This is a genomic window from Maridesulfovibrio sp., assembly GCF_963678865.1.
In the GTDB taxonomy this organism is placed as follows: domain Bacteria; phylum Desulfobacterota; class Desulfovibrionia; order Desulfovibrionales; family Desulfovibrionaceae; genus Maridesulfovibrio.
The window spans coordinates 3,850,638-3,862,744 of the sequence record NZ_OY787459.1; the positions used below are offsets into that span (position 1 = coordinate 3,850,638).

Sequence of the window (12,107 nt, forward strand, 5' to 3'; positions counted from 1 at the left end):
GAAACTGGAGTGTCAGCAGGGAAATTATTTCCTGTGTAGTTGGAGAAGTGGAAAATGAGTTTGACCATTAACCATAACTTGATGGCAAGTAGTGCCGCCCGTAACTTGAATACCCATTATGGAGCATTGGGTACTTCGGTACGTAGGCTGTCATCTGGACTGCGAGTAGGAACAGCAGCAGATGATGCTGCTGGATTGGCGATACGTGAACTGATGCGTTCCGATATTCGATCCCTGAACCAAGGAATCAGAAATGCCAATGACGCGGTGTCCATGATCCAGACCGCTGATGGAGCTCTTTCTATTATAGATGAAAAGCTGATACGAATGAAGGAGCTGGCGATGCAAGCATCCACTGGAACTTACAATTCAGATCAGAGGATAATAATAAATTCCGAGTTTCAGGCAATGGCGATGGAGATTCAGAGAATTTCACAGGCTACCGATTTCAATGGTATCAAGTTGCTGGATGGTAGTTTGGATGGAACTCATGACGGATCAGGATTGACTTCATCAGGAGCAGCAAAGATTCATTTCGGTACCGGGAATGACTGTGCTGAAGATTACTACTATGTGAATGTAGCTGGTGCCAGTTTGGAAAATCTAGGATTAGGACTATCCTTTTCCAGTAATATCGTAAGTATTAATAATCGAGTTGAAAATGGTGGCTGGGTCGAAGGACAAATATCAGGTGTCGTCCCTTACGCTTACATACCGAAAGGATCGACCAATATTACGATCCAACTGGATTCCAATTACATACACAACGGTGCTCAAGGCAAAGATGACGACATAGCTATTTTTACCCGTGATGGTCATCATATAGCTGGTTCGCCTGTTGGAGATGATCCAGCAACCTCAACACCTGCCAGTAACGATTTCGTGTGGTCGGAGAATGGAATTAATTCATCGAATGTTGATAGCACGTTTATTACCGAATCCAATGGGTTCTATACCGGGGCCACATACAACAGTGACGACATAAATACCGGAGGCAGTTATTCCGCTAACTCAGGAACCAACTCGACCTCTTTCCGAGGTATGACTGTTTCATCTGGAGGTGACGGTAACTGGCACGATAGCGTTCACAACAACATCACGAGTGATAGCGGATTTACCGTTGATTATGTCCATATTGATGTCGCTACAGAAGACTTGTTGCTTTTCAGTATTGGGTCAGGAGCATTTTCTATAAACACTTCTTGGTCCTATATGCCGGAAGTGAATTATTCCAGTGTTGACGGGATGCAGGTTGTCGATATTAGCACACAGTCAGGAGCACAAAACGCTCTTGAACAAATTGATAATGCAATGGTTTATAAGGATGATATTAGAGCAAATCTTGGAGCCATGCAGAATAGATTGGAAAATACCATTACAAACCTATCCATTCAGGCCGAGAACTTACAGGCTTCCGAATCCAGAATATCTGATGTGGATGTAGCTGATGAGATGACTGAATTAACCAAAGAACAAATCTTAACTCAGGTGGCTACCGCTATGTTGGCTCAGGCCAATAGTTTACCGAAGATGGCTATGCAATTAATTGGCGGGTAGGGTAGACCGATAAATTGATGATCACAATTTCCCCCGAGATTACGCTGAAATTAAAAATGATTCGAATTGATCTTTTTATTTCGGTAGGGACCTCGGCTGTGTACTGGTTTAAATAAATGGTGCCTATTCTGGATTTTTTATTGTTCATGATAACGGCAGCGTCCATGAATCAGGGGCACTGTCCAGTTTTTAAATTCCAATTTTCCGGCTCCAACGTCCCCGGCAGCATCCATCAAAATCCTTCGCACAAAACAGCCCCTTCCTGCGCATTTTAATTTTTTTCTGATGGTTGGGTCACTCCTGCAATTTTACTCTTTTTAAAACTTGAATGTCCGTTTTTAAGGGAAATTTCCTCGGCTCCGGGTTGGTTAATTGAATTTAAAGTGTGGCGGGGCTGCTTGGCACTAGACCATCACAACCACCGCCTTCGGAAGTTCAGTTTCAGCGTGTCTGGAGTTTATCGGGAGTCAGCTCCTGCGTCTTCAGTTTTAATCAATTTTAAAAATCTCCGTTCATCAAAATATAAATTATAGTTTATAAATATTAAAATAAAATAATCTGTAGACTACATTTGTCTTTGTGATTATAAACTATATACGATTATATGGCAATTTAAGACGTGTTTAGTTTGTGAATTGATGAGATGGCTGCTGTAGCTGGTTATTTTCGAATCACAATTGTTAGAGAGATATTATCCATAAAAGGAGGTAGTTATGGCTGATACCAAGACTTGTCACAAATGCGGTGCTGAAAACCTGTTGAAACAGAAGAATTGTTACAATTGTGGAGAAAAGCTTTCTTTCGGCTCCAATATTATGCACCTGATCAAAATGGGTGGGATTCTTCTGGTGATCTATGTAGTGGCGAAGTTCTTCGTCAATTAATGTGGTATTCTCCCGGGACCTCGGCGGTTTCGGGAGAATAATTATTTTTGATAACGGCAACTTTAGCGAATCATGAAATTGTCCGTTTACACAGTCTCAACTCCCCGACGCCGGGCTGGTCATTCTAATGAAATAAAAATGGCGGGATTGCTTGGTCTTTGGACCGTACAACCCCGCCTACACATTAACCACTTCTAGCAGAATGAGAGTCTACCCAATACTCTCGCCGCTAGCTTTCAGTTTAAAGCCAGATCACATGGTAGTCATCAATCAGCTTCGCGCCAATGTTTTCTTTTTTATTGTAAGAAAGGAAACGGATCGGTGCAGCGATGTTCAAGAGGTCACCTGCGATAGCCACAGTATTGATGAGGTCTGCTACATAATCATCGTGGGAGTCTTTATTCTTGATCTCCTTGATGTCTTTTGCGTGACTGTGCATCCCAGCAGAGTCCAGAGCTGCAATCATGTTGTTGAATCCTTGTCCACGACTGTTAACAGGTTCCACAAAGATTTCTTCAGGATTGAGGTCGAGGATTTTCTGGAAAGTAGATTTGATCTGCTCAAGCGAGGTCATGATACCGGGCATGCAAGGGCATACCATTCCGTACATCCTGAACCCAAGAGCATGTGCCTCTGTCATCGCTTCATGACGCTCCTGAATAGTGGAGGTGTTGGGCTCAACGATGTCAATGAAGTCCTGCATACTGGCCGGTGCAGTGATACTCAGAGAGAACAGGATACGATCTTTGTACTCGGTGAAGTCCTTGAGTACATCAACGATACCAGCATTCTTGGAGAGAACTCTGATCTGGCAACTGGAGTTGTTGGTCAGGACTTCATGCAGGCAGTCGCAGAACAAGTTGGTGTCCGTAACAGCTGGGCTGTATGGATCAACTTTAGTGCACATCATAACTACATCTGATTCGGTCAGCTTCTTAGCATCAGCTGCAACACGTTTGGGTGTGCCAAGGTCTATACACGCAATCTGAGCATTATGCGTTTTCTGAGCGGTGGTTCCGTGTTCTTTGAAAACACGATTAGTCCTTGCTGCTGCAATGGTGGGAGTAGAACAATACAAACATCCATGATCGCAGATCAAACCGATGTCCAGTGAACAAGTGCAAAGTTCTTTTTTGTTAAACTTTACTGTTCTATAAATTGCTTGTTTGCGTTCAACTTTTAAACACTTTTGATGTTTAATTTCTAAACATCTTTCGATAATTCCTTTGGACATTAAATTCTCCAATTTTAACCTTTGAGGATAGGTCAAACAGGAGAATTTCAGATGCCGTAATATGGGCAAAAGAAGGCAGAATCCCAGAAGGAAGGGGATATGTGTGGCTGCCTTGATCATTTTTGTCCTTAAATATTGAAGAGTTTAGTTTGTGTTTCTTTTCTGAGAAAAAAATATAATTACTGTGCCCATGTTGGCAAGGGGTGAACTTAATAAAAAATTTAAAAAAAATAACATACTGTAAATATATATGAAATGAATTGGTTTTGATGTCGATAATTGCTGCTGAGGACGAGTATATGAATTTCCCCGCTTAAGTGATTTTGTCGATGGTTTGCATAGATATTTCTGGATAAAGGAGAAGTCTATGGCCAAATCAATTAAAAATGGTAATAGTAAAAACAAATTAGCTAATATTATAAATCTGGTCGAGTTCGGTGCTGCACTTGCGGTTGTTTGTGCAGCCTGTTTGTTGCTGATCTGCTAATGATACGCTCCCGGAGCCTGTGTGGTTCTGGGAGATTTTTTTGCTTATTATTTGATAACGGCAGCGTTTATAGGACAGCTTGGTCAATTTACCTTACTCCCCGTCTTCAGGCATTTCAGTTTCAGTGTGTTTGAGGTTGATTTGGATTCAACTCTGGTCTCTTAGAGTATAATCTATTTTTTTGAATATCCATTAGCTGCAATGCGATTATACCGCAAAGTTGGTTGACACTGGCTTGATAGCCAAGTATTCAACATACATTAAAGTACGGTTCTATGCTGTGCAGTTATATCAAATTATTTATTAGCCACTCTCTTTTCTTGGGATGCAGAGAGTATCGCATTGTTGCGATTGTATAGGCCACGAAGTCATACCCGCAGAAAATGTTGCTTAAAGCAACTCTGTACTTGCGACCAGTTCGCAGGAGGGTATAACTATGACAATTTTTTTTGTTTTTATTTGTAGCTGCATCCCAGCAGTCCACTTTTATTTTGCTCACTTTGATGAGTGCCTGTCTTCTGCAAATCGGCCTTGCGGTTGGTCTTGTAGTGTTTTCTTTTGCGCTTCTGGTTTTGTTCTGGTGGTGCTTCATGTCTATTAATCAGTCAAGACCTACTGGAGGGTACATTGAAGACCTGCGTGAGGCGTATGCAGGCGTATCGCTGTCACCGATTGTTGAAGGGTTGATCTACCCCGGCCTCAATGTGTTGATCGGTTCTCCGAAAGCAGGAAAGAGCAACTTCGGGTATCAAATTGCCGAAGCTGTGACCAATGGTACTCCTGTGTTCGCAGGCTCAGAAGGTTTTAGAGCTACCAATGGTAAAGCGTTTTACCTGTCCTTGGAGGAGCAGCCTGAGCTGATAGCAAGTCGTACCAACAAAATGAACATGAATGCTGCAAAGGACATGCTGTATGTTGAGACGAAATTCCCTACGATGGCAGGAGGCGGACTCGTAAAAATCGGAAATATGATGTCCACTGAGCCGGAACTTAGTCTCATCGTAGTAGATATTCTTGAACGCTTTAAAGGCGGCCAGGGGAGCAGTTACAAGGCTGATTATGCCAACCTGTCACAGCTTCATAAGCTCGCCAATGAGTATGGTGTAGGGGTTGTGCTTCTTCATCATACCACCAAGAAAATCCCTAAAAACTGGCAGACCGCCGCATATGGTACACAAGCTTTGACCGGGGTTGCAGACACAACCGTACTGATTGACCGCCCTGAGTTCACTTCTGACGGCAGGCTGTGCATAACTGGTCGGAAATGTTGTACAAGCGAGTGGGCCACGAAATTCGATAACACAACTTTGCGTTGGCAGATGGTTGGCGAAGTCAAAGAGACTAGTCTTACCGAAGAACGCCGTGATATTATGAAAGCCCTTCAGGATAAGTGTGGTGGCTTCATGTCACCGAAAGAGATTGCTTGCAATACCGGCCTCAACAACAAGAGTGTTTATAACATCCTGAAGAAGCTGGAGAAGATTGATCTTGTCGACAAGGTTAAGCATGGGCAGTACCGCCTTACTCCTCTTGGGCAGAAGGCTCTGGTAGATTAACAAACTCCGATGGAAATCGGAGTCTAGTCTACCAATATTGTTAGGTAAAATGGATTTTGATTTCCATCGGTACAGGAGATAGATGATGGAAAAAGTTACTGAAATATCGGGTTCTCAAATGAAAACTCTGGCGAAGCTGATGGAATCTCTGCATTTCATATCAGATATACAGATTGTTGATGGGAAGTTCGTGCAGGAGATTGATAAAGATACTTTCATCATTGCAGACCTCTCCAGCCTTGTTGGTAACACAACCTTGCATCTGATGAACGACAGGCAGCAGGTTAAGCTTTTGAAGGCGATGAATGCCGGAAGCGAAGATGTGGTGGTCTATGCTACAGAAGAGGATTACCATTTTATAGGCGGTTCTTTTGATATTCCGGTGTCGTGTTATGAACCTTTGGTAGATAGGGAAAGTCTACCTGATATTCTTGGAAGTGATATACTGTCCATGAGTTTTGACGCTGGATCGGCTGAGAGGAAAACATATAAAACTTTGCTTGAAGGCAAAGGTCCGCTTCGGTTTGATTTTGACAAAGCCGGTGTATGCAGTTCTATTATGAATAAGCATGGCGGACAGTTTTGGCCGCAATCACAGAAAATGATTCCCACCGAGCACAGAGCAGATGTCGCAGGTGACCCTATTCTGAAGCTGCATTCCTTTTGGCTGCACTACCTGAAAGGTGAAAGTCTTGACCTGAAAATTGAAATGGTAAGTCCGGGCAGCGATGACATTGATACTAGCCAGTTCGACTACTGGCGGGTGTCTAAAGAAGCTGGTGCTGTGTGTGAGTTTTGGCTTAATGCTGAAGTAGAATTTGCCAGTGGGGTGTCTTTTACCTTGGTGGAGAAGCTCCTGCCGCAGCTTTATTAACAAATCCTAACCAAGATCATTTAGTCAGGCCACTCCTTCTTACAGGGGTGGCCTTTTTCTTTCTAAAATGGATCGTCTAGGCTGAGCATCTTAATATAGTGTTTGACCATAACCTTGAGACCTTCAATGTCACCATTTCGCAACAGCTTCATACAGTGCTGCAACGCTGACAGGTTGTTTATGATTTCGTCCTTCTGGCTAATAGAAAAGTAGTCGGGGTGGTCTTGAAGTATCACACTGGTAACACGGTTGATATCCAACCCGCTTAAACCGTTACACAGATTATATTGCTTTTCGATGTGCTCAAGAAAACGATCCTGCTCCAAGTTACTGTACACACTCAGCGGTACAATGAAGGACACATCATCAAATTCCTTGAATTCTTTTTGACGATCCCTTTCGCTGATAAAGCTATTATATAAAATCTCATTGAAATAAATTTTTCTGAGCAGTGAATCAGGGATTTTAAAAATATTCTCATACCGGTCCAGTGACTGCCCGTTGAAAGAATATGGTTTCAACTTACGAGCATCGTATAACCCAGAGCGGGTGTAGTTGATGGTGTCATGTGTAATTTCCGGGGTAGGTAGATTGTGCTCGGAAAGAAAAGAAGAGAAAAGTTTATCGATCAAAATTAACTGGAATCTATCAATAATGTTGTAGATGCCAAGGACGTGGAGCTTGAACTGCTTGTGGGTAAGCGGCCCGGAGAGATGTTCTGCCAGACACAAGAAAGCCATAGCGGTGAATGGAGTGAAATTCAGTTTTTTGCCGGTTGCTTCTTCTGCCATTTTACGCAAGCCAACCTGACCACCAATGGCATAATTAGAAGTATATTGAGAAACATTCTGGCTCATGAAGATATCAGACCAAATATCGAATTGGGATTGAAACTTGAAGTGCCAGACGAAAAACCATTTATCAGCAAGAACAGGATTTTTTTTAATTACTGACAAAGAATCCTGAATCGATTTTTCGTTAAAACGTTTAAGGTTTTTCTTAGTCAAATGCCTTGTGTTCTTTTCTCCGCCCCAGATTGGTATGTCGAGTGAAAAAATGTAGTCGAAGCTGTCATTATGATATTCAAAGAATCTATTATAGCAGTCGATAAAATCTGTTGTCTTCTCGAACGGCACATCCCCGGTGATCATGCTGTAACCACCAGAGTCAACATACAGCTTCAACGCGCCTATATTCATCTGTTTGCGGTAGCTTTTCAGCTTTTGGGCAAACCCGGGTGTCGATGTAAAATCAAACTCTTTTCGGCCCAGAGCATGAATCAAGGAAAATAAAACCCGTTCTGATTGTGTTGCAGAGGCTTCGGAATAATCAATTTGTTTTGCTGGCTTTGGTGACTCTACATGTACATAGTGCATAAGATGAATCTCAAATTATTATGGTTAATTGTCTGGATAAGAAATTATATCCGTACAGAGAATTTAGCAAGTACTCGGATATTTAGGTTTAGGCTGCCGCCAGCACAGATGAATCACTGAACTATCGTTAACGTCCTTTTTAAATGGTTTATAGGTATATATAAGTTAAACCATTTAAGGAGGTTGCAAATGACAAAGAAGAAAAGCGATGAAGCTAAAATCAAAAAAGTGTTTGAAAGTAAGTACGATCCGAAGAAGCTGCGGGAAATGATCAATGCCGGTAAGACAGCAGATCAGATTCAGAAGGCAATAGGGATTGCAAGTAAACAATCTCTTCGTCAACACGTAATGAGGTTGGTCAATGATGACAGGATGTTTTATGAGGTCGAAGGGCTTTATACAAGATCCGGTAATACTGTTCGAGTTGGCAAACATGGATTGAAGCTCAGTCTGAAGAAGCTGGACACGCTCGGTGAATTCCCGGAAGGAACCGAGTTTACCGTTGAAGCTGATGGAGGGCAGATCATTCTGGAGATGATCTCCGCAGACGGTGCCGAGGACCCTGTAGAGGAAAACCCGGTTGCCGGGCCGGAAGGCGAAGGTGATGATCTCGCAGGATAAGACCCCTCTTATCTCTCAAAAAGTCGTGGAAGAAATTCTGCGGCTTTTACTTTTTTTGGGGTCGGTTGAAATGAATTTTCTTTTATAGGTCATGTGAGTGCGGTACCTCTCCCCCTGAAAATCAAAAAACTTGATTTATTCTGTGGCAGGGCTCGATTTTCCCATCATATGGTGGGTACGTTACAGGAGTAACAAAACCGATGTCACCTACATGGTTACAGCAGAAAACGTCAGCAGACCAGTAAAGCTTAATCAGGAGTATGTTGCCGTTATAGATAGAAGAAATATATTTAAATTAGGATGTTATCATTTTTTATCTCACCGATGAAATTTCAGAAAACAGGGAAATGAAACATGTTTATGTTGAAAAGATAATATTTATTAGATGGTTATGAAATAAAATTATCTGATCAATGTTATTACCGGATTAAAAAGATGTATATTTGAGGAATATATATTTTGAATTTATATCATTATTTAAAATAGTTGTCTGGATTTATTTGATTTGATTAATGTGATTGGTTTCAATACTGGTTGCTGTTAGTAAGAGTTGTTTTCTGGATTCTGTGAAAGATTATATTGATATTGAACGGCAGGATTTGCGCGTTTGCTGCCTATACGCTGGAGCTGCTTTGTGTGCAGATTAAAACAGGGAGAGACAAGCTAATGCCCCTCTCCGTCATCGACTCTGTCACTATGGTTTGTTTATACTGCTGCTCCATAAATAGTTTCATACATTGGTTCGTTTATCAGGGCAGTAAAGAAGCCGGAGAAGTAATGGTCTTCAACGTAATATCCTACCGATGGCTTGTACTCACGAGCAATCTTCATTGCCTGCGTAAACCCACCACATTTTGCACTGCTATTCATCGTTTCGAAGAATTCATTTTCGAACAATCCCACATCTTTGACATATGTATTTTTCAAATATTTTTCATGATTGAATTTTTTGAACATATATCTTTCAAATGGTACGCTAGGAGACACAGTGACAGCTTTTTCTATTGTCCTCAGACCGTTTGCTGAAATTTTCCTGTTACCTAATTTGGCTTCTATTCTTACAGGGCTTCCTTCTTTGTCTTCCTTAATATAAATCCGGCCTCCCATCGTTCTGGTATTTCTCACATTGCTCAAATATCGAGTTGTTTCGAAATCAGCTTGAGGTGTAAACTCACCTTTACGATGCTTCAGAGTAGCAGACGAAGCTAAGAACGAGAAAAACTCGCCGTTATCAGCAGTATAAAAATCTAAAGTATACTCGACCCTAGAGACACGATGGTAAAAACCATTAAAAATTTTAATCATATAGGAAATAACTTCTTGGTTTATATCCTTGAACTGGAATGTCGTGCCATATCTGCAGTAATGTTGAACAGCTACCATTTTATCTGACATTCCTAAAACCGGTACGTTTGTTTCATATACCTCTTCTACGGAATTGGAATAAAATCTTTTGCTAAGTACTTCAAAATTATCCTTTATAAACAGGTCCATACGATTAGAATTCATCACTTCGAACGGCACAGTGATATTAATGAAGTCGATGCTCGGTTCAATTCTGTAAAGCTCCTGATCCTTCTGCAATGGTTCACCTAATAAGTAGTCATAATACTCAAATGAATGCGGTAAATGTACGTGCATACTAATTTCCTTCAATAAAATTCTACAGCAATTAAGTATAATTTCTTGCTGCAACAAAAATATAACAACTATTGACGATTAAAATTACATAAAAATAGAATAATAAAAAATATTGAGACACATTAGTCTAAGTAATTAATTTTCATACATGGCTTAGTTAATAGCTGTGTATTGTAAAGTTCTTATTTTAAATAAAACCCAATAATTATATAAAATTTACTAGATTAGTATTTTATATGTCTTCTAGTTTTTAAAATTCATAAATTTATTTCACGTATATTATATCTATATTTTTTTGACATGGAACGTTAGGACGATACAAGTACGATCTATTTTAATATTTGATAGAGATATTAAAAGTCAATGGTGAGAACTTTTGCAGAAGGAGGGCGTATGTACCGGATAGTGACTGTTTCGAAAGGGGCAGTCCTCAAGATTATTAAGTCCAAAGTTGCCAAAAAGATACTCAAGTCAATTTTAATCGTTCTTATCAATGAGAAAATTCGTTGAGTGTCTGGGAGGGAGGTACTTTTCGGAGTATCTTCTTCTTGTAGTTTATTTTCTGTCCCTTCCTGAATTCTATTGTGAACGGCAAGATCATCAGCCAGTTCCCTCGTCATCTACTCTGAACCAATATAGATATTTTCCTTCAAGGAACCAATGTACGTTTTTCCCTAAAAACGGACATTCCACAGTTCATCCATAAAAAATCTACGAACTTGAATGGTTTACAGACGAAACTGAAATTTCAGTTTCAGCCGTGCCGTTTTGAATGGTTGGTTTTACCATAAAACCAATAATTTCGTACATTCAGGAGGAAAAATGAAAGTTGAACCTATCACTTCAATGAAGGATGTTAAAAACATTAAGCGGCTGCTTCAGGACCATCCCAGAAACCTGTTGCTATTCGTGATGGGCATTAATTCAGGTTTGAGGACTCAGGATATTCTGACACTACGCGTCAAGGATATGCTGGACAAGAAGATTGGCGGCCGGATCGTGGTCACTGAGAAGAAAACCGGAAAACAGAATGTAACCATCATCAACAAAGAAATTGCTGACACGTTTCAGAACTACTTAGAACATTGTGGATGCGAAGTTGATGAAGATCAGTTCCTTTTTCAGAGCCGTAAAGGCCGCAAAGGGAACTACCCAATAACGACCTACAGGGTGACCGGGTTGCTGAAGGAGTGGACGGCTGCAATCAACCTGAAAGGCAACTACGGTGCTCACAGCCTCAGAAAAACATTTTGTTACCACCAAAGAGTTCATTTCGGGGTGTCATGGGAATTGTTGAGCAAGCGTCTTAACCACTCCAGCCCAAGTGTTACTCGCCGCTACATCGGTGTTCAGGACGAAGAAGTTGAAGAAATCTTGCTGAACAATATTTGAGGCTGGTTTGTAGGAGCATCTGCATGACGATTGTGCAGGTGCTCTTCCATTTTTGAGTGTCAGAAGAAAATTTAAAAAAAATTAACTTTTTTTGATGTCGAAGGGTGTTGGAGGAAGCAGAGGCTAATGATTGAGAGATGTATGAGCAAGAAAAAAATGGTATATTCAGGTGTGAAATCTATATTGATTTCAGGGTGTTGACGATTTTTTGTCTGACCTTAGTTCTTAAGTCATGAATGAAAATTACGAACCGAAAGGTCCCTACATCTCGGCTAAGGCTGCCGCAGAATACGCAGGGTATTCATATGATCACTTTCGCCAGCTGGTGAAAAAATATCGGATACCCAGACGCGGTCCATCCAAAGTCAGATTTGCACTTAGCGATCTGGATGAATGGATGCTTAATCCCAATTTCTTTTGTGAAGTTCCAGTAGCCAGCAAGAGAAAAAGAAAATTTAAAACCGTAAAAATTAAAGTAGGTTAGT

10 protein-coding genes are annotated in these 12,107 nt (G+C 40.9%); 7 read left to right on the forward strand and 3 right to left on the reverse strand.

The window, feature by feature from the left end; genetic code table 11:
- The first annotated feature begins 54 nt into the window (after positions 1–54).
- Positions 55–1,557, forward strand: a complete 1,503-nt coding sequence (locus ACKU41_RS17485; protein ID WP_407944408.1) for a flagellin — start codon at positions 55–57, stop codon at positions 1,555–1,557.
- Between the two features lie 713 nt (positions 1,558–2,270).
- Entirely contained in the window at positions 2,271–2,441 is a 171-nt protein-coding gene (locus ACKU41_RS17490) for a hypothetical protein (RefSeq protein ID WP_319779934.1), read from the forward strand.
- A gap of 241 nt (positions 2,442–2,682) precedes the next feature.
- Here the strand turns inward: ACKU41_RS17490 and ACKU41_RS17495 are convergent, their stop codons facing one another.
- On the reverse strand, positions 2,683–3,675 hold the full coding sequence (locus ACKU41_RS17495) for a hypothetical protein (RefSeq protein WP_321402607.1): 993 nt from the start codon (positions 3,673–3,675) through the stop codon (positions 2,683–2,685).
- A 1,077-nt stretch (positions 3,676–4,752) separates the two neighbouring features.
- On the opposite strand from ACKU41_RS17495, the gene ACKU41_RS17500 reads away from it, so the two are divergent.
- Entirely contained in the window at positions 4,753–5,718 is a 966-nt protein-coding gene (locus ACKU41_RS17500; RefSeq protein ID WP_321402609.1) for an AAA family ATPase, read from the forward strand.
- Between the two features lie 85 nt (positions 5,719–5,803).
- Entirely contained in the window at positions 5,804–6,592 is a 789-nt protein-coding gene (locus ACKU41_RS17505; protein WP_321402611.1) for a hypothetical protein, read from the forward strand.
- A gap of 62 nt (positions 6,593–6,654) precedes the next feature.
- On the opposite strand, the gene ACKU41_RS17510 is transcribed toward ACKU41_RS17505, so the two are convergent.
- A complete protein-coding gene (locus tag ACKU41_RS17510) occupies positions 6,655–7,968 on the reverse strand; it encodes a hypothetical protein (protein WP_321402613.1) in 1,314 nt (437 codons plus the stop codon).
- A gap of 189 nt (positions 7,969–8,157) precedes the next feature.
- On the opposite strand from ACKU41_RS17510, the gene ACKU41_RS17515 reads away from it, so the two are divergent.
- Positions 8,158–8,589, forward strand: a complete 432-nt coding sequence (locus ACKU41_RS17515; RefSeq protein ID WP_321402615.1) for a hypothetical protein — start codon at positions 8,158–8,160, stop codon at positions 8,587–8,589.
- Positions 8,590–9,294: 705 nt separating this feature from the next.
- On the opposite strand, the gene ACKU41_RS17520 is transcribed toward ACKU41_RS17515, so the two are convergent.
- On the reverse strand, positions 9,295–10,230 hold the full coding sequence (locus ACKU41_RS17520) for a hypothetical protein (RefSeq protein WP_321402617.1): 936 nt from the start codon (positions 10,228–10,230) through the stop codon (positions 9,295–9,297).
- 822 nt (positions 10,231–11,052) lie between these two features.
- Here ACKU41_RS17520 and ACKU41_RS17525 point away from each other — a divergent pair.
- Both ACKU41_RS17525 and ACKU41_RS17530 read left to right on the forward strand, forming a co-directional pair.
- Positions 11,053–11,622 (forward strand): tyrosine-type recombinase/integrase, encoded by a 570-nt coding sequence (locus ACKU41_RS17525; protein WP_321402619.1) that lies wholly within the window; start codon positions 11,053–11,055, stop codon positions 11,620–11,622.
- 232 nt (positions 11,623–11,854) lie between these two features.
- Positions 11,855–12,106 (forward strand): helix-turn-helix domain-containing protein, encoded by a 252-nt coding sequence (locus ACKU41_RS17530; RefSeq protein ID WP_321402621.1) that lies wholly within the window; start codon positions 11,855–11,857, stop codon positions 12,104–12,106.
- The last annotated feature ends 1 nt before the right edge of the window (position 12,107 follow it).

Coding starts and splice junctions, on each gene's coding strand:
- ACKU41_RS17485 (WP_407944408.1), top strand. CDS start 55: ATGAGTTTGACCATTAACCATAACTTGATGGCAAGTAGTGCCGCCCGT.
- ACKU41_RS17490 (WP_319779934.1), top strand. CDS start 2,271: ATGGCTGATACCAAGACTTGTCACAAATGCGGTGCTGAAAACCTGTTG.
- ACKU41_RS17495 (WP_321402607.1), bottom strand. CDS start 3,675: ATGTCCAAAGGAATTATCGAAAGATGTTTAGAAATTAAACATCAAAAG.
- ACKU41_RS17500 (WP_321402609.1), top strand. CDS start 4,753: ATGTCTATTAATCAGTCAAGACCTACTGGAGGGTACATTGAAGACCTG.
- ACKU41_RS17505 (WP_321402611.1), top strand. CDS start 5,804: ATGGAAAAAGTTACTGAAATATCGGGTTCTCAAATGAAAACTCTGGCG.
- ACKU41_RS17510 (WP_321402613.1), bottom strand. CDS start 7,968: ATGCACTATGTACATGTAGAGTCACCAAAGCCAGCAAAACAAATTGAT.
- ACKU41_RS17515 (WP_321402615.1), top strand. CDS start 8,158: ATGACAAAGAAGAAAAGCGATGAAGCTAAAATCAAAAAAGTGTTTGAA.
- ACKU41_RS17520 (WP_321402617.1), bottom strand. CDS start 10,230: ATGCACGTACATTTACCGCATTCATTTGAGTATTATGACTACTTATTA.
- ACKU41_RS17525 (WP_321402619.1), top strand. CDS start 11,053: ATGAAAGTTGAACCTATCACTTCAATGAAGGATGTTAAAAACATTAAG.
- ACKU41_RS17530 (WP_321402621.1), top strand. CDS start 11,855: ATGAATGAAAATTACGAACCGAAAGGTCCCTACATCTCGGCTAAGGCT.